An 18196-nucleotide genomic window follows, 5' to 3' on the forward strand; every position below is an offset into this window, starting at 1 on the left:
GGATGACTGACTCGAACCTATCTTTCTTCGGCAGGGTCTCGCTTGCCATGGGCACCTTCTTCGCCATCCTTGGCAACCGCGAACTCGCGGCCGGTGTCAAGCGCCTGCGTGACGGCGAGGGATTCGCCGCGGCGCCGGCGCCCGCGCCTGTATCAGCACCTGCTCCCGCCCCGGTGGCGGAGGCTGCCGCACCCGTGCTGAAGGAAGCCAGCCCGGTGGCGGCGCTGCAGTTGCTCGGACTGCTCCAGCGCGATGCACGCTTCATCGACTTCGTCGAGGAAGATATCGCGCGCTATTCCGACACGGAGATCGGTGCCGCCGCGCGCCTGGTGCACGATGGCTGCCGCGGGGTGCTGCGCGAGCACTTCACCATCCGGCCGGTGCGCGAGGAAGCCGAGGGCAGCCGCGTCACGCTGGCCGACGGCTTCGATGCCACCGCCATCCGCCTGACCGGCAACGTGGTAGGCAGCGCGCCGTTCCATGGCAGCATCAGCCACCGCGGCTGGAAGGTCGAGGAAGTCCGCCTGCCGCGCGTGGCCGAACGCCATGACGCCACCGTGATTGCCCCCGCCGAGGTGGAGCTTTGATGAGCGAAGCACGCTATGCCATCGGCATCGACCTGGGCACCACCCATAGCGCGGTCTCCTACGTCGACCTGGCCGCCAGCGATGGCGAGAAGACCAGCCAGCGCGTCCTGCCCATCACGCAGCTGACCGCGCCGGGGGCCGTCGAAGACCTGGACCTGCTGCCCTCCTTCCTGTACCTGCCGCACGCCAGCGAACTCGCCCCGGGCGATCTGGCGCTGCCGTGGAACGCCGCGCGCGACTTCGCCGTGGGCGAGCTGGCGCGCAGCCGCGGCGCGGCCACGCCGATCCGCCTGGTGTCGAGCGCGAAGAGCTGGCTGTGCCATCCCGGCATCGACCGCCGCGCGCCGGTCCTGCCCAACGACGCACCGCCCGAGGTGACGCGCGTGTCGCCGCTGGAGGCTTCCGTGCGCTATCTCACGCACCTGCGTGAAGCCTGGGACCAGGCCCACCCCGAAGCGCCGTTTGGCGAGCAGGACGTCACCGTGACGATTCCCGCATCGTTCGACCCGGCCGCACGGGAGCTGACGGCCGAGGCGGCCGCCGCGGCCGGCTATGCCCGCATGACCCTGCTCGAGGAACCCCAGGCCGCGCTCTATAGCTGGATCCAGAAAAGCGGCGGCCAATGGCGCAAGCAGGTCAAGGTCGGCGACATCATCCTCGTCGTCGATGTGGGTGGCGGCACCACCGACCTTTCGCTGATCGCCGTGATCGAGCGCGAAGGCAACCTTGAGCTGCACCGTATTGCGGTCGGCGACCATATCCTGCTCGGCGGCGACAACATGGACCTGGCGCTGGCCCACGTGGTGGCGCGCAAGCTGGCGGCCCAGGGCACGCAGGCCGATCCGTGGCAACTGCGCGCGCTGACCTATGCCTGCCGCGCGGCCAAGGAAACGCTGCTGACCGACCCGGATACCGATACCGTGCCCCTGGTCGTGCCCAGCCGCGGCTCCAAGCTGATCGGCGGCTCGATCCGCACGGACCTGACCCGCGCCGAGCTGACCCAGACCATCCTGGAAGGCTTCTTCCCGCAAGTCGAGGCCTCGGCCCGCCCGGTGAGCCGCGCACGCGCCGGCCTGACGCAGCTTGGCTTGCCCTATGCGCAGGATGCGGCCATCACGCGGCACCTGGCCGCGTTCCTGGGCCGGCAGGTGGCGGCGCTGGCCGAAATCGAAGGCTTGCAGAGCGCACAGCCGGAAGGCGCGACCTTGCTGCACCCGACCGCCGTCCTGTTCAACGGCGGCGTGTTCAAGTCCGGCCTGCTGGCGGACCGCATCCTGCAGACGCTGAACGGCTGGCTCGCCGCGGAAGGCGCGGCCCCTGCCCGCCTGCTTGACGGCGCCGAGCTGGACCTGGCCGTGGCACGCGGCGCCGCCTATTACGGCTACGTGCGGCGCGGCAAGGGGGTGCGGATTCGTGGCGGCACCGCGCGCGCCTACTATATCGCCGTGGAATCGTCGATGCCCGCCGTGCCTGGCTTCGAACCGCCGATCCAGGCCCTGTGCGTGGCGCCGTTCGGCATGGAGGAAGGCACCGAGGCCGCGCTGCCGCCGCAGGAATTCGGCCTGGTGGTGGGCGAACCCGTGCACTTCCGCTTCTTCGGCTCGTCGGTGCGCCGCCAGGACCAGGTCGGCACCCTGCTGGACTACTGGGGGCCGGAGGAACTGCAGGAGCTGGAAGAAATCCAGGCGACCCTGCCGGCCGAAGGCCGCACCGCGGGCGAAGTGGTACCGGTCAGGCTGCATGCGCGGGTGACCGAGGCCGGCACCCTGGAACTCGAAGCCGTGCCCGGCGGCAGCGCTGAGCGCTGGAAGGTCGAGTTCGATGTGCGCGGCAGCGCCGATGCCTGAGCAAGCGGCCGGGCCGGCGACGAAGCAATACGTCGTCGGCATCGACCTCGGCACCAGCAACACCGTCGTCGCCTACGCGAAGGCCGGGTCCGACGATATCCGCGTCTTCGATATCGACCAGCTGGTCAGCCCGGGCGAGGTCGCGGCCCGTCCCCTGCTGCCCTCGGTGCGCTACCACGCGGCACCGGGCGAGCTCAGCGGCGACGACCTGCAGCTGCCCTGGCAATCCGCCGCCAGCGCCGCCGCGCGCCGGACCGTGTTCGGCCGCCTGGCGGCCACGCTCGGCGCGCAAGTGCCCGGCAGGCTCGTAGCCAGCGCAAAGAGCTGGCTGTCGCATGCTTCGGTCGACCGCACCGCGGCCATCCTGCCTTGGGGCGGGAATGACGATCTCGACAAGATCTCGCCCGTCGTCGCCAGCGCCAGCTACCTGGGCTATGTGTGCGCGGCGTGGAACCACCGTTTTCCCGATGCGCGGCTCGAGGACCAGGACGTGGTCCTCACCGTGCCCGCCTCGTTCGACGAGGGCGCGCGCGCGCTGACGCTTGAGGCGGCGCGCCTGGCCGGTCTGCCCGCGCTGCGCCTGCTCGAGGAGCCGCAAGCCGCGCTCTACGACTGGCTGTTCCATCATCGCCAGAGCCTGGACACCGACCTGGCGCAAACCCGCCTGGTGCTGATCTGCGACGTGGGCGGCGGCACCACCGACCTCACCCTGATCCGGGTGGACATGCAGGACGGGCAGCCGCAGCTGACCCGCATCGGCGTGGGCAACCACCTGATGCTCGGCGGCGACAACATGGATCTTGGCCTGGCGCATCTGGTCGAGGCGCGCCTGGGCGCCGGCGGGGCCGCGCAGCTGCGGCTGTCGGCGGCCGGCCTGTCGCAGCTGGTCGCGCGCTGCCGCGCCGCCAAGGAACAGCTGCTCGGCGCGCAGGCGCCGGACTCGGTCGCGGTGACGCTGCTGGGCGCGGGCGCCAGGCTGATCGGCGGCGCACGCTCGGTGGAAGTGACGCGGCAGGAGGTCGAACAGCTGATCGTCGACGGCTTCTTCCCCAAGGTGCCGGCCAGTGAAAGGCCGGGGCGCGCACGGGGCGCGATTGTCGAGTTCGGCCTGCCGTATGCGTCCGACCCCGCCGTGACCCGGCACGTTGCGGCGTTCCTGAGCCAGCACGCGGCGCAGTCGCGGGCGGCACTGGACGCACCACAGGCGCCGGCCGATGCCTTGCCGATGCCCGATACCCTGCTCCTCAACGGCGGCGTATTCAGGGCGCAGGCGCTGGCCGGCCGCATCGCCGACACGCTGGGCACGTGGCGCGGCGCGCCGCTGCAGGTCCTGCACAACGACAATCCCGACGTTGCCGTGGCCCGGGGCGCGGTCGCGTATGCCCGGGCCCGTGCCGGGCAGGCCCCGCGCATCGGCGGCGGCTCGCCGCGCAGCTACTTTCTGGTCCTCGATGATGGCGCGTCGGGGCCGCAAGGGATCTGCCTGCTGCCGCGCGGCACTGAGGAAGGCCACGAGATTCACCTCAGCGACCGCACTTTCGCCTTGCGGCTCGGCCATCCGGTGCAATTCCACCTGGCATCCTCCGTCGCCGACACGGCCTATCAGCCCGGTCAGTTGACCGACCTGTCGGCGGGCGACTTCATCCGCCTGCCGCCGATCGCCACCGTCGTGCCGCCGCGCGGCGCCAGCGGCCCGCGGGAAACGCCGGTGCAGATCACCGCCTCGCTGACCGAGGTCGGCACGCTCGAGGTCCACTGCATCGACATCGCGGATGCCTCGCAGCGATGGCGCCTTGAGTTCCAGTTGCGTGGCAATGACACCCAGGCGGCACCGGCGCCCGATACGGCACACCCGTCCCTGCCCCAGGCCCTGGAGGCGATCGACCGCACCTTTGGCGCGCGCTCGCAGGACGTCGGCCCCAAGGAGGTCAAGCGCCTGCGTGCGCAGCTGGAACAGCTGCTGGGTGCGCGCGAGCAATGGGACAGCGCCGTGCTGCGCGAGCTGTTCGGCGCCTTCTGGGAACGCGCCCGGCGCAGGCGGCGCACTGCCGACCATGAACGCCTGTGGCTGAACCTGGCCGGCTATTGCGTGCGCCCGGGATTCGGCTATCCGCTCGACGAATGGCGCGTCGGGCAACTCTGGTCGCAGTACGACCAGGGCATCCAGTACGTCAACGAAAGCCAGAACTGGTCCGAGTGGTGGACGCTGTGGCGGCGCGCGGCAGGCGGGCTGGACGAAAGCGCGCAACTGCGCCTGCTGGAAGACATGGCCTTCTACCTGCAGCCACCCGGCAGCACCCGCTACAAGAAGCCCGCCGGGCCCGCCAGGGGCGGCTATGCCGATATGGTGCGCCTTGCCGGCTCGCTCGAGCGCATTCCCGCCGACGCCAAGATCGAACTGGCCGAATGGCTGCTGGCCCGGCTGCGCAAGCCATCCGAAAACAGCCAGGGCTGGTGGGCCGTGGGCCGCATCGGCGCGCGCCGGCCGTTCTACGGCAGCGCGCACAGCGTGGTGCCGGCCGGGACCGCCGCCCAATGGGTGGACGCGATCCTGGCCCTCGACTGGAAAAAGGTCGAGCCGGCAGCGTTCGCCGCCGTGCAGATCGCGCGCATGACCGGCGATCGCAGCCGCGACCTGCCCGACGAGATCCGGGCAACCGTGGTGCGCCGGCTGGAAGCCGCCAACGCGCCGCCAAGCTGGATTGCCATGGTGCGCGAAGTGGTGGAACTCAATACCGCGGACGAGGGGCGGGTGTTTGGGGAGGCGCTGCCCGCCGGGCTCAAGTTGATCGCGGGGTAGCAGACCAGCGCGAAGCGACTGGCAGGCGCCTCATTTGCCACTTATCTGCGCCAGCCAGGCCGATGATCTACGATGACGGTAGGCTCCTTGCCTGCCCCACTCGTGAAGCCATCAGCGCCCCGCCCACTCCTCCCAATCCTGGTCGCCGCCATCGCGCTGGCCTTGCCCTGCTCGATCACCGCCGCCGACGACGCCTTTGCCCCGCAGCGCGCCGACATGGTCAGGGAGATCGCCGCGGTCGCGGCAGCGGCCGCCGCCCAGAGCGGCAGGCATGCCATCGACCCGCGCGTCATGGCCGTGATGGGGCAAGTGCCTCGCCACGAGTTTGTGCCGGACGCGCAGAAGCCGCACGCCTATGAGAACCGGCCGCTGCCGATAGGCCATGGCCAGACCATTTCGCAGCCGTATATCGTCGCCCTGATGACCGACCTGATGATGGTCAAGCCTGGCGACACCGTGTTGGAAATCGGCACCGGATCCGGCTACCAGGCCGCGGTGCTGACCGGGCTGGCGCGCGCGGTCTATACCATCGAGATCATCGAGCCGCTGGGACGGCACGCCTGCGACCGCCTGAAGCGGCTGGCCTACCGGCAGGTGGCGTGCAAGGTGGGCGACGGCTACTACGGCTGGGACGAACACGCGCCCTATGACGCCATTGTCGTCACCGCGGCGGCCAGCCACGTGCCGCCGCCGCTGATCCGGCAACTGAAGCCAGGCGGGCGCATGGTGATCCCGGTGGGCGCCCAGTTCCTGACGCAGTACCTGCTGCTGGTCGAAAAGTCCGAGGACGGCACCGTTTCCACCAGGCAGATCCTGCCGGTCAGGTTCGTGCCGCTGGTTGGCAAGCACTGAAGCGCGGCACATCAGCCCGGCCAGCTGACGCCATGCCACGCCCCCCGCTGTTCGCCCTGGCCTTGCTCTCTGCCGCCGCGCTGGGCTACGAGATCCTGCTGATGCGGCTGCTTTCCATCATCCAGTGGCATCACTTCGCCTACATGATGATCAGCGTGGCACTGCTGGGCTATGGCGCGGCGGGTGCGCTGGTGGCGCTGGCGCAGCGAACGCTGGTCCGCCATTTCGTGCCAGTGTTCGCGGGCGGGGCCCTGCTGTTCGGCGTCAGCGCGATGGGTTGCTTCGCCCTGGCTCAGCACGTGGCGTTCAACCCCCTGGAGATCCTGTGGGAGCCATCGCAGCCGCTGCGCCTGTTGCTGATCTACCTGCTGCTGTTCGTGCCGTTCTTTTGCGCCGCGACCAGTATCTGCCTGAGCTTTTCCCGCTTCACCGGGCAGGTTCCGCGCATCTACAGCTTCGATATCCTTGGCGCCGGGCTGGGCTGCCTGGGCATCATCGTGGCGCTGTTCGCGCTGCATCCGGTCGATGCGCTGCGGCTGGTCGGCATGGCAGGCATGGCGGCGGCGGCGCTGGCATGCGTGGAATGCCGCTGGCACCGGCCCTGGCTGCCGGCGCTGCTGCTGTTGGCGGCAATCGTTCCGGCCGGTGTGCCAGGTGACTGGATTGCGCTGCGGCCGTCCGAGTACAAGGAGCTGAGCCAGGCCCTGCGCATCGGCAACGCGCGCGTGGTGGCGCAGCGCTCGAGTCCCCTCGGCCTGGTCACGGTGGTCGAGAGCCCTTCGATCCCGTTGCGGCACGCACCCGGGCTGAGCCTGAATGCCAGCCAGGAGCCGCCAGCACAACTGGCCGTATTTACCGATGGCGACGGGCTCAGTGCGCTCAACCGCCATGACGGCCGGCGCGAACCGCTTGCCTACCTGGGCGACCTGACCTCTGCCCTGCCCTACCACTTGCTGCGCAATCCGAAGGTGCTGGTGCTGGGCAGCGGTGCGGGGGCGGACGTGTTGCAGGCGGTCTATCACCAGGCCAGCGCGGTCGATGCCGTGGAACTGAATCCGCAGGTGATCGACCTGGTGCAGGACCGCTTCGCTGCGTTTTCCGGCAAGCCGTACAGTGCCGCCGGCGTGCGTGTCTTTGCCGGCGAGGCGCGCGGCTTCCTGGCGGCCAGCACGGCACGCTACGACCTGATCCAGGTGGCCCTGCTGGATTCATTCAGCACCTCATCGGCCGGACTGTACGCTCTCTCCGAGAGCTATCTCTATACCGTGGAGGCCTTCCAGGGCTACCTGCGCCATCTTCGGCCCGGCGGCCTGCTTGCGATCACGCGCTGGGTCACGCTGCCGCCGCGCGACATACCCAAACTGCTCGCCACCGCCGTGGCCGCCATGGAAGGCGCGGGCGTGCCCGATCCGTCCCGGCGGCTGGCGCTGATCCGTGGCTGGAAGACGGCCACGCTGGTGGTCAAGAACGGGGAATTCAGTGCCGCGGACCTTGCCGCCCTCGCCGACTTCTGCCGCGCCCGTTCCTTCGACGTCGAATACTATCCCGGCATCCAGCCCGGCCAGGCGAATCGCTACAACGTGCTGGACCAGCCCTACTTCTTCGACGCCGCGCAGGCCCTGCTCGGCCCCGAACACGACCGGTTCCTGTCCCGCTACAAGTTCGATGTGCGGCCCGCCACCGACGACAGGCCGTATTTCTTCCATTTCTTCAAATGGCGCACGCTGCCTGAACTGCTGTCGCTCAAGGCGCAGGGTGGCCTGCCCTTGCTGGAATGGGGCTATCCGGTGCTGGTGGCGACGCTGCTGCAGGCCACCGCCCTGGCATGGCTGCTGATCGTGGTCCCGCTCTGGATTCTGCGGCGGCGCCCCCGGCCGCAGCCCGCCGCGGGGCCTGGCGGCAATGGCGCAGCCGTGCGGCGCTTGCCCGAATGGCGGGCCGGCTTCTACTTCCTGGCGGTCGGCCTCGGCTTCATGTTCGTGGAGATCGCCTTTATCCAGAAATTCATCCTGTTCCTGAGCCACCCGCTCTACGCGGTCGCGGTGGTGCTGTGCGCCTTTCTCTGCTTTGCGGGACTGGGCAGCCGATACGCCCAGCGCATGCCCGCGCGCGCTGGCGATGACCGCGGCCGGCGGCAGGCGGCGCTGGCCGTCAACGGCATCTGCGTGGCCGCGCTGGTCTACCTGGCGGCGCTGCCGACGGTGTTCAGGCTGCTGATCGGGTTGCCGGACCCGGCCAGGATAGGTGTCTCAGTGCTGCTGATCGCGCCGCTGGCGTTTCTGATGGGAATGCCGTTCCCGCTCGGCCTGGCCCGGGTCGCGGCGCGCGACGAAACGCTGGTGCCCTGGGCATGGGGCATCAACGCCTGCGCCTCGGTGGTGGCGGCGGTCCTTGCCACGCTGGTCGCGATCCATGTCGGATTCACCGCGGTGGTGCTGCTGGCGCTGCTCCTGTACGCTGCCGCGGCGCTTGCGTGCCCATGAACCGGGGCCGGGATCGATCTCGCATGCCATGGCTACGGGTCACCCCGTGCTAGGATGAATGCCCGCCCGGCAGAAAGACGCCCAATCGGCCCATGACCACCCTCTACACAACCCTCGGCGTGGCACCGGACGCCACCCTGGACGAGATCAAGCGCGCCTACCGCCGCGCCGCGATGAAGTGGCACCCCGACCGCAACCTTGGCCGCGAGACTGAGGCGCATGCGGCATTCCAGGAAATCCGCGACGCCTACACCATTCTCTCCGATGCCGGGCAGCGCCAGATCTACGACGAGGTATTCGAGCGGGAGATGCGGCGCTGGCAGGCCGAGCGCGAGGCCCAGGAAGAGCAGGAGCGCGATGCGCAACGCGAGAGCCAGCGCATCGCGCAGGAACACTACGAGAAAATGCTCGGTATCGCGATGCGCTTTGCCGACGACGGCCACAACCGCGACGTCATCTTCGGCGTGCTGCTCGGCCGCGACTGCGAGGCGGAACTGGCGTCACGCATCGCGGACAGCATATGGGCGCTGCAGGAGTCGCGGCGGGCAAGTGCGCGGGACGCGCACGCGCCGGACACCGAGGCCGCCCAGGCGCCCGACGGGGCGGCAGCGTCAAACCCCGACGAGGAAACGCGGCCCAGGCGTCATGCCGGCGCCTTCGATTCGTTCTGGCACGGCTTGTTCGGCATCCGCTCCTAGATGTCGGGGGCGACCAGGAGCCCGCTTTTCACCGTATGGATCAGCGCAAGGCGATCTTCAACCGCCTTGCGCAGGACTTCGCGTCCCCTGAACGGATCCGTCAGGTAACTGGCGTACTGGCTTGCCCGAATCTGCACCTTGAGATGCATCGTCGTCGGTCCACTCTCCGGCCATGTCACCAGGAACGCCGGATGGCTGTCCGCGCACTCAACGAAAGCAGCGTCAGGGGACGGGAAACAGGAGTCGGCGCCCTGGGCAAGGAACTGTAGATCCTTGTCCTTGAACTCGTAGGTTGCCATTGCTTACTCCCATCGCGCGAAGCCGGGCCCTCAGTGAATCTGCATCCCGCGCATGGCATGAATCCGGCCATGATGCTGCGTCAACGCCTCATACTGGCGCTGCAGCGCCGCGCTGGCCTCTGGCGGCAGCGGCTTCATCATGACGGACTGATACTCGCGCCTGGCGGCATCTTCCTCGTGCTCGCACATGCCCAGCACGGCGTCGTCGTTGTTCGGCGACAGCATGTGGCGGAATGCCATCCAGCGGCGGTACAGCATGCCATTCATGCTGCCCCGGTCAGCTGGCGCGCCGCCCATGGCGCTGACCATCGACTGCAGTTCCTTCACCGACGCCCGGTACGATTCCGCGGTGCTGGTCAGAATGTCGCGCAGCGCTGCATCGCGCACTTCGCTGGCTCCGCTCATGCAGGCCAGTTCGCTGTCCTTGCCAGCCTCGATCAGCTGGTTCAGCGCCAAGACAGCTTGTTGCTGGTTGTTGCCCATGGAATTCTCCCAATTTGCATGCCAGCGATGCGCAACTTCGGCGCAAGTCGCCAGGTCTCGCCAACGGACGGACCGCCACGGCGCAACCGGCCGCGAGGGGAACGTCGGAGACGCCATCAACATGAATCAGCCGGTTCGCGCCGGGCCCCATCTGCCTGCCCGTTCAGAGGCAAGGCGTGATTCCATGATAGGAGATGGCTGAACCTCGCTTCAGCCCTTGCCCAGGATTGCCATTGCCTTGTTCGCATCGTCGAGCGAGTCCACCGACACGTACGCGACAAACTGTATCCCGATGACGGAGGCAGAGAATCCGCGCAGGTTGATTCCGCCTTCCGCCAGCTTTCGGGTCAGTTCCGCCACGATGCCGGGCCGGTCCCCGCCCATGATTCGCACCGAATGCAGGCTGTGCGTGACGTTGAAGCCGACCTGGGCAGCGGCACGGATTTCCCTGTCATTCTGCAGCGGTGTCACGAACACGACACCCTTGCCGGGGTCCTCCGGCGTGCGGCGCGCAATCGCGAATTGCAGGTCCGCACCGGCATCGCGCAAGGTCTCCAGTACCTCGGCGAGGCCGCCGGGACGGTCCGGTATGGTTGCCGCCCACACGTCCACGCGTTCCACGAGAAGATCGTTGGTCATTGCTCATTCCTCCAATGCCCTCCTACGAATCTAGCTCATGGCGGCCGCCAGGCAAGCTCCGGGCTCGGCGGACAGCGGCAGGGCGAATTCCTGGAAACTCCCCGTGCCCGGACTTAATATGGACTAGTCGTTTCAGGCAGCTATCGCAGGATAGTGGCACCGACCATACCTGGATGGATGCCATGGAAAGTGAAGGGGGATCGTCATGTCTGAAGGCAAATCGCCACGCCATGCTGCCCAGCAGGAATTGGCCGATGTGTCCGAGGCCGAAATCGCGGTCCATTGGCCCGAGGAGGACTATGTCCCGCCGGCCGGCCAGTTCATTGCGCAGGCCAATCTGACCGATCCCCATATTTTCGAGCGCTTCTCCCTCGAACGTTTCCCCGAGTGCTTCAAGGAGTTCGCAGACCTGCTGGACTGGTACAAATACTGGGAAACGACCCTGGATACCAGCAACCCGCCTTTCTGGCGCTGGTTCGTCGGCGGCAGGATCAACGCCTGCCACAATTGCGTGGATCGCCACCTCGCTGCATACAGGAACAAGACCGCGATTCATTTCGTGCCCGAGCCGGAGGATGAGGCGGTGCATCACCTCACCTACCAGGAGCTCTTCGTTCGCGTCAATGAGCTGGCCGCCCTGCTGCGCGAGTTCTGCGGCCTGAAGGCCGGCGACCGCGTCACGCTGCATATGCCGATGGTGGCCGAACTGCCCATCACCATGCTCGCCTGCGCCCGCATCGGCGTCATTCATTCGCAGGTATTCAGCGGCTTCAGCGGCAAGGCCTGCGCCGAACGCATCGCGGACTCCGAGAGCCGGCTGCTGATCACCATGGACGCCTATCACCGCGGCGGTGAATTGCTCGATCACAAGGAAAAGGCCGACATCGCCGTGGCAGAAGCCGCCAGCGCCGGTCGGCAGGTCGAGAAGGTCCTGATCTGGCAGCGCTACCCGGGCAAGTATTCCAGTGCCGCCCTACTGGTGAAGGGCCGCGATGTCATTCTCAATGACGTGCTCGCCGGGTTCCGCGGCAGGCGTGTCGAGCCCGAGCCGATGCCGGCGGAGGCGCCGCTGTTCCTGATGTACACGAGCGGCACCACGGGCCGGCCCAAGGGCTGCCAGCATTCCACTGGCGGCTATCTGTCCTATGTGGCGTGGACCTCTAAGTACATCCAGGATATCCACCCCGAAGACGTCTACTGGTGCATGGCCGATATTGGCTGGATCACCGGGCATTCCTACATCGTCTATGGCCCGCTCGCGCTCGCCGCTTCGTCTGTCGTCTATGAAGGCGTGCCGACCTGGCCCGACGCCGGCCGGCCCTGGCGTATTGCGGAAAGCCTTGGCGTCAATATCTTCCACACCTCGCCCACCGCAATCCGCGCGCTGCGGCGCAACGGGCCCGACGAGCCGGCGAAGTACGACTGCCATTTCAAGCACATGACCACGGTGGGCGAGCCGATCGAGCCCGAAGTCTGGAAGTGGTACCACCGTGAAGTCGGCAAAGGCGAGGCGGTGATCGTGGACACCTGGTGGCAAACCGAGAATGGCGGCTTCCTCTGCAGCACGCTGCCGGGCATCCACCCGATGAAGCCCGGCAGCACTGGCCCGGGAATCCCGGGCATTCATCCGGTGATCTTTGACGAGGAAGGCAATGAGGTCCCGGCCGGCTCGGGCAAGGCGGGCAACATCTGCATCCGCAATCCCTGGCCGGGCATATTCCAGACCGTCTGGAAGGATCCGGACCGCTACGTGCGCCAGTACTATGCGCGCTATTGCAAGAATCCCGACAGCAAGGACTGGCACGACTGGCCGTATATGGCGGGCGATGGCGCAACGCAGGCGGCGGACGGCTACTTTCGCATCCTTGGCCGCATCGACGACGTGATCAATGTTTCCGGCCATCGCCTCGGCACCAAGGAGATCGAATCCGCAGCACTGCTGGTGCCGGACGTCGCCGAGGCGGCGGTGGTGCCGGTGGCCGACGAGGTCAAGGGCAAGGTGCCTGATCTCTATGTATCGCTCAAGCCGGGACTGTCGCCTTCCATCAAGATCGCGAACAAGGTCTCGGCCGCGGTGGTATCCCAGATTGGCGCGATTGCGCGTCCGCATCGGGTCGTGATCGTCCCCGACATGCCCAAGACACGCTCGGGCAAGATCATGCGCCGCGTGCTGGCGGCGATCTCCAACCACCAGGAGCCTGGCGACGTATCCACGCTTGCAAATCCGGAGGTCGTCGAGAAGATCAGGGAGCTGGCGACATAGGACGGCACTCCTGCCGGCGGCTCCCGGCACGCCGCTCACTTCCGCTCATCGGCACCCCCTGCCCCGAGCGCCTCGAGCAGCGGCCGCAAGGCATCGAGCTCCGCGCCAAAGCCGCTCCAGTCCCCCGCCTTCAAACGCTCGACGGCGCGGTCATAGTGCGCGAGTGCTTCGCGCGCGCGGGCGTTCGCTGCGCCCTGCGCCGGAATCGCCGCCGGCGCGGATTCCTTGAACAGGGCCGCAAGCGCTGCGCCCAGGGTGTCCTCCATGACCACGCGATCGCCATAGGCGGCGATCACCCGCTTGAGTTCGGGCAACTGGCCGGACTCCGCACGCAGGTAGAGCGGCGAGACATAGAGGATGGAGTTCTCGATCGGCACGACCTGCAGATGGCCGCGGATGACGCGCGAGCCCATCTGGTTCCACAGCGAAATCTGCTGCGAGATCTCGGTATTCTGCTGGATGCGCGCCTCGATCTGGAACGGCCCGTAGACCAGCTTTTCCTTGGGGAAGGTGTAGGCGACGAGCTTGCCGTAGTTGGGGGGATCGGAGCGCGCAGCCAGCCAGGCAATCATGTTCTCGCGCTGGCTCGGCACCATCGGCAGCATCAGAACGAACTCGGCGCGCGGTTCGTCCGGCAGCCGCAGGATCATGTAGTAGGGCATCATCCGCGCGGCGGGCGTGTTCCCTGTGCTCATGCCGGTCAGCTGGCGAGGAAACTCCCACAGATCCTCGCGGTTATAGAAGACTTCTGCCGCTTCCATGTGGTAGGCGCGGTAGATCCGCGCCTGGATCAGGAACAGGTCCTCAGGGTAGCGGATATGCCGCTGCAGGTCCTGCGACATGGCGCCCAGCGGCCTGAACATGCCCGGGAAGATGCGCTGGTACACCTGCACGATCGGATCGGCCGGGTCGCTGGTGTAGAAGTCGACCGTGCCGTTGTACGCATCGATCACGACCTTGACGGCGTTGCGGATGTAGTTGGCGCCGCCACCGGTGCCGGGCTGCGAATAAGGGAACCAGCGGCTGGTAGTGTAGGCGTCCTGGATCCAGTAGAGGCGACCATCGCTCACGACCACATAGGGGTCATGGTCGAGGCTGAGGAACGGCGCAATCGTGCGCACGCGGTTCCGGATATTGCGATGGAGCAGGATGCGGCTTTCCTGCGTGATGTAGCCGCTCAGCAGGATATTGGGATCGCCGAGATGCCAGGCGAACAGGGTCCGGCGCGCAATGCCGCCGATTCCGATGCCGTCGCGCCCGCGATAGGCCGTATAGACGTTGTCCTTGCCCTTGGGGTAGTCGAACTCGGGCACGCTGCCTTTGACGATGACATAGCCTTTGCCGCCTTCACCGAAATAGAGGCGCGGCTCCTGGATGACCGGGCCGCCGTCGGAGAGCGGGGGAATGTCATGCAGATAGAGCGAGGGCAGGCCTTCGGCGGATTTCTCGGTGACCGGCGACATCACCACGCCATTGCCATGGGTGAACAACAGATGCAGGTTCACCCAGGTCTGGGCATTGGCCGGAATCAGTGCCGGCTCAAGCTCCCGCGCCGACAGCATGACCTGCTGGTGGCCTGCGCCGAGCTGGTAGCGGTCGATGTCCGTCGCGAGGAACTTGTAATAGGTCCTGATCTCCTGCAGCTGCGCATAGGTATCGCGCAGCGGCTGCAGGTCCCACAAGCGGATGTTGTCGATGGTCGGCCGATTGGCCTGGAGCGCGGCGAGATTCAGGTTCTGTTCGACCGGAAACGGCTTTACCTCGATCTGCGTCAAGCCATAGGCCTCGCGCGTCAGCGCAATATTGTGTTGGAGATACGGTGTCTCGAGTTGCAGCTCGTTCGGCTTGACATAGAAACGCTGGAACAGTGCCGGCCAGATCGTGCCGAGCACGATTGCGCTACCGACCACCAGCAGCGCCGCGGCCGCAGGTACCCGGTAGTCCCGCCAGCGCATATTGGCCCACGAAGCGGCGGCAGCCGCGGCAGCCAGGCCGACTTGCAGCCACAGGACCGGCAGCCCGACATGGACATCGGTATAGCTCGCGCCGACCACGACGCCGTTGTCGCCGTAGAGCAGCATGAAGCGGTCGAGCCAGTAGGACCACGCCTGCAGCGCGAAGAACAAGCCGAGCAATGCCGATCCATGGGTAGCGGCCGCCGGCGAAAGCCCGCGCGGCGACCGGACCAGCGCGATGTCGCCGCGCAAGCCATAGACCACGCCGGCAAGCACTGCGCTGCAGCCCAGCAGCAGGAGCAGCCAGTTCCTCAGTGCAAGATACGCCGGCAGCGTGAAGAAGTAGAAACCGATGTCCTTGGCGAAGATCGGATCGGTCTTGCCGAAAGGCACCTGATGGAAATAGCACAGCGCAATGGCCCAGCTTGACAGTTCACCGACGGCCATGAGCAGCCCCACCAGGACGGCGATGCCGGCAATGGCGGCGCGCCAGGGGACGCGCGCCGCAATCTCGCCAACCGGCTGGCCCAGGACCTCCGGCCTCCAGGCCTGCGCCTGGCTCGCGCTGCGGTGCGCCAGCCAGCCCGATAGCCAGAGCGCGCCTGCCGAAACGGCGAATACGGCAAGGAACAGCAGCGCCTGGGTGAGGAAGATCGTGCGGAAAACCCCGGCGTAGCCAACCGAGGCAAACCACAGCCAGTCAACAACGAGGCCGGTGACGCGACTGACGGCAATCAGCGCGACGATGACGGCAACAACCCAGGTCGCAAGGCGTCCCAGGCGCGTGGCGTCCCTCGCTGGCGAGCGCATCGATTATGCTCCTTTGCCGCACCGTCGTCCGTGACCCGGCTACTCGGGCTGCCTGCCCATATCAGCATATATGCGTTCGCTGCACAGCGCACGGGGTACGCCACCCTGGCCCGGCCGTGGCGTCGTTGGCGAGCACCCATTCACCCTGCCCGGCCTGATATGAGCATATGATTCTCAACATTCAACCAATCCAGGAATAGAATTACAATCTCCGGCGACATTGAACGACAATTCGCATGCCTGTGCTCCGGCCCGCAAATATCATGGACACGTACCCAGAACAAGACCAAGGTGCCTGCCATGCCGACCGGATCTCCCCTGACTACCGCCCCTCCGGCAACTCTCCCGCATCTGCCCCCGCCAGCCGCGCCGCTCGACCAGCTGGCGCTCAACCTCGAGGCCACCTTCGCCCACAGCGCGCGCATGGTGGCCGGCCACATCGCCACGCACCTGCCGGACACCGACACGCTGCTTGCAACACTGCCGCCAGGCGCCCTGCTCGGCAAGCCGGATTCCTATGCCCGCCACCTGGTCCATGCCGACCCGCTGGAGCGCTTCTCGGCGATGGTGCTGGTCTGGCGCCCGGGCCAGGCCAGCCCCGTGCACGGCCATCGCACCTGGTGTGCCTACCGCGTGCTGCGCGGCACGCTAAGCGAGCAGCACTACCGGTGGGATCCCGCCCGCCGGCAGGCGCGCCATGCCAACACCGTCGCGCGCACGGCCGGCGATACCTTCAGCGTGCCGGCCGGGCTGCAGCATATCCATGCGCTGGGCAATGCCAGCGACGAGATCGCCGTGTCCCTGCACCTCTATGGCGTGCACCGCGACCACATTGCCACCGGCGTGAACCTGCTGGTGCCGACCGCCGACGCCTAGGTTTTGCCGCGCGTAGCCGCGCCGCATGCGGGCGCCGGCCCACCCTCACCTGAACCGCTACGCGCCATGGACCGCTACGACAAACAGATTCTCGCCATCCTGCAGGAAGACGCCACCGTGCCGGTGGCAGAGATCGGCGAACGCGTCGGCCTGACCTCGACGCCATGCTGGCGCCGAATCCAGCGGCTGGAAGACGCCGGCCTGATCCGCAAACGCGTGGCACTGCTCGACGCCGACAAGCTCAATGCCGGGGTCACGGTCTTTGTCTCGGTCCGCACCAGCCAGCACAACGTGAAATGGCTGGCGCAGTTCCACGGGCTGGTGGCATCGATCCCGGAAGTGACCGAGTTCTACCGCATGGCCGGCGATACGGACTACCTGCTGCGCGTGGTGGTGCCGGATATTGCCGCCTACGACCGCGTCTACAAGAAGCTGATCCAGGGCGCCGAGCTGGCCGACGTCAGTTCCAGCTTTGCGATGGAGCAGATCAAGTACACCACGGCGCTGCCGCTCGATTATGCGTAGGCCGGCACCGGCCAGCTAAGCCACGTTCGCGCTGCCACCGCCGATTAGCGTGGCACCGCACCGGGTGCGGTCCCCATGCAGTGCTGCGGGTTGCCCATCGACATCCATGCCGGAACTCGCGTCAACGACCGGCTACGTTGTACATCGCAGGCAGTGTGAAAGGCTTGTGTCACTGCTCGGTCCAACGCGCCTGGTCCCAGTTGCTGGCAAAGTAATGAAGTATTTCGCGCCATGCGAAGAGGCCCGCATGCTCGTGGAGGTAGTCAAGCTCAGCGGCTTCCAGGCGGTCGATGGGAAGCCCACTCGCCCAGGCATGAATCCCAGTATCATCCGTCCCCCAGGGGTTGGTGAGGGTAACTCCCTGAGCAAGACTCTTAGTGCCGACGTATCCGAGGGCGTTGCCATCGGGCTTGTTTCGTTGGCTCGCATTGTCAGTTCCTTTGACTGGATGCTGATGTTTCCTTCGCTTCATTCGCAACTTCCTCCACGTCCCATGACTTAGACATGGTGGTTGCCGTCTTCAATGCCAGGCCTGGCATCCGGGCCGTTCGGCACACCGATGAACTCGTCGGCATGGGGACGCGCATAAGGGTCGTTGGGTGTGGGCCTGCACGCCGCCTCAATCTCGGGAGGCCACACGGGATCGCTGCAAGTTACCAGCGTGAGCCATCGGAATGTCGCATCCAGCAAGATCATCGGCAGGAAGATCAGATCACCAGCAGACCTGAGGTCGCCCCTGCAGATCTTGAAGCCCTCCCAAAAGCCCTCTCGTGGAGCCCAAAAAAACTTCGGTTCAGGCAGGTTGGCGGGACCGTCTTGCATATAACGTCGGTAGTATTCCCACTGCTGCTGGGCCTGTTCCAGCATGAACATCTGCTGCCCGAGAACGAAGGCACGAACCACATTACCGTCCGCGTCCAACTTGTAATGGCGTATGTCATACATCTCATAGCTACGCGACAAGCCACCCATCTTGCTGACGCCCACGCAGAAGAACTCTTCGTTGCTCCATGGCACCTCCCATACACCGTCCCCCCTTTCGTGCGCATGGCATAGATGCGGTGGGTTCTTCGGTTCAG

15 protein-coding genes and 1 pseudogene are annotated in these 18196 nt (G+C 66.7%); 9 read left to right on the forward strand and 7 right to left on the reverse strand.

Annotation, left to right across the window (positions count from 1 at the left end):
* Positions 1-2: 2 nt before the first annotated feature.
* The 6 genes from AC3WRR_RS09925 to AC3WRR_RS09950 all read left to right on the forward strand — a co-directional run bounded on the left by AC3WRR_RS09925 (position 3) and on the right by AC3WRR_RS09950 (position 9267).
* Complete coding sequence (locus AC3WRR_RS09925; protein WP_010811587.1) at positions 3-587, forward strand: DUF2760 domain-containing protein; 585 nt, start codon at positions 3-5, stop codon at positions 585-587.
* Positions 587-2434 (forward strand): Hsp70 family protein, encoded by a 1848-nt coding sequence (locus AC3WRR_RS09930; RefSeq protein ID WP_492296824.1) that lies wholly within the window; start codon positions 587-589, stop codon positions 2432-2434. Before AC3WRR_RS09925 ends, AC3WRR_RS09930 begins: the two co-directional genes overlap by 1 nt.
* Positions 2409-5234 carry an Hsp70 family protein gene (locus AC3WRR_RS09935; RefSeq protein ID WP_492296825.1) on the forward strand — a complete coding sequence of 942 codons (2826 nt, stop codon included), beginning with the start codon at positions 2409-2411 and terminating at the stop codon, positions 5232-5234. The genes AC3WRR_RS09930 and AC3WRR_RS09935 overlap by 26 nt, the downstream gene beginning before the upstream one ends.
* A 72-nt stretch (positions 5235-5306) precedes the next feature.
* Positions 5307-6086: a protein-L-isoaspartate(D-aspartate) O-methyltransferase gene (locus AC3WRR_RS09940; protein ID WP_439671649.1), complete on the forward strand. Its 780-nt coding sequence runs from the start codon at positions 5307-5309 to the stop codon at positions 6084-6086.
* Positions 6087-6118: 32 nt separating this feature from the next.
* On the forward strand, positions 6119-8569 hold the full coding sequence (locus AC3WRR_RS09945) for a spermine/spermidine synthase domain-containing protein (protein WP_010811583.1): 2451 nt from the start codon (positions 6119-6121) through the stop codon (positions 8567-8569).
* Positions 8570-8661: 92 nt separating this feature from the next.
* Positions 8662-9267, forward strand: coding sequence for a J domain-containing protein (locus AC3WRR_RS09950; RefSeq protein ID WP_492296827.1), 606 nt, complete (start codon positions 8662-8664; stop codon positions 9265-9267).
* Here the strand turns inward: AC3WRR_RS09950 and AC3WRR_RS09955 are convergent.
* From AC3WRR_RS09955 to AC3WRR_RS09965, 3 genes are all read right to left on the reverse strand, one after another.
* Positions 9264-9566, reverse strand: a complete 303-nt coding sequence (locus tag AC3WRR_RS09955) for a hypothetical protein (RefSeq protein ID WP_010811581.1) — start codon at positions 9564-9566, stop codon at positions 9264-9266. The two genes, AC3WRR_RS09950 and AC3WRR_RS09955, sit on opposite strands and share 4 nt — an antisense overlap.
* Positions 9567-9596: 30 nt before the next feature.
* Positions 9597-10049: a PA2169 family four-helix-bundle protein gene (locus AC3WRR_RS09960; RefSeq protein ID WP_011615190.1), complete on the reverse strand. Its 453-nt coding sequence runs from the start codon at positions 10047-10049 to the stop codon at positions 9597-9599.
* A 210-nt stretch (positions 10050-10259) separates the two neighbouring features.
* Entirely contained in the window at positions 10260-10688 is a 429-nt protein-coding gene (locus AC3WRR_RS09965; protein WP_010811579.1) for an ACT domain-containing protein, read from the reverse strand.
* A gap of 205 nt (positions 10689-10893) precedes the next feature.
* On the opposite strand from AC3WRR_RS09965, the gene acs reads away from it, so the two are divergent.
* Entirely contained in the window at positions 10894-12951 is a 2058-nt protein-coding gene (acs, locus tag AC3WRR_RS09970; protein WP_492296829.1) for an acetate--CoA ligase, read from the forward strand.
* Positions 12952-12986: 35 nt separating this feature from the next.
* Here the strand turns inward: acs and AC3WRR_RS09975 are convergent, their stop codons facing one another.
* Positions 12987-15716, reverse strand: a complete 2730-nt coding sequence (locus AC3WRR_RS09975; RefSeq protein ID WP_492296830.1) for a UPF0182 family membrane protein — start codon at positions 15714-15716, stop codon at positions 12987-12989.
* 300 nt (positions 15717-16016) lie between these two features.
* Here AC3WRR_RS09975 and AC3WRR_RS09980 point away from each other — a divergent pair, with 300 nt between their 5' ends.
* Positions 16017-16592 (forward strand): cysteine dioxygenase family protein, encoded by a 576-nt coding sequence (locus AC3WRR_RS09980; RefSeq protein WP_492296832.1) that lies wholly within the window; start codon positions 16017-16019, stop codon positions 16590-16592.
* A 66-nt stretch (positions 16593-16658) separates the two neighbouring features.
* Positions 16659-17117 (forward strand): Lrp/AsnC family transcriptional regulator, encoded by a 459-nt coding sequence (locus tag AC3WRR_RS09985; RefSeq protein WP_010811575.1) that lies wholly within the window; start codon positions 16659-16661, stop codon positions 17115-17117.
* Positions 17118-17132: 15 nt separating this feature from the next.
* Here the strand turns inward: AC3WRR_RS09985 and AC3WRR_RS09990 are convergent.
* The 3 genes and pseudogenes from AC3WRR_RS09990 to AC3WRR_RS10000 all read right to left on the reverse strand — a co-directional run.
* Positions 17133-17234 (reverse strand): annotated as a pseudogene (locus AC3WRR_RS09990) (PAAR domain-containing protein); the annotation flags it as partial.
* A gap of 52 nt (positions 17235-17286) precedes the next feature.
* Positions 17287-17589, reverse strand: a complete 303-nt coding sequence (locus AC3WRR_RS09995) for a hypothetical protein (protein WP_136227758.1) — start codon at positions 17587-17589, stop codon at positions 17287-17289.
* 26 nt (positions 17590-17615) lie between these two features.
* Positions 17616-18134, reverse strand: a complete 519-nt coding sequence (locus AC3WRR_RS10000) for a DUF6708 domain-containing protein (RefSeq protein ID WP_011615187.1) — start codon at positions 18132-18134, stop codon at positions 17616-17618.
* Between the last annotated feature and the right edge of the window lie 62 nt (positions 18135-18196).

It is taken from the genome of Cupriavidus sp. FW305-3-2-15-C-LB2 (assembly GCF_058787575.1).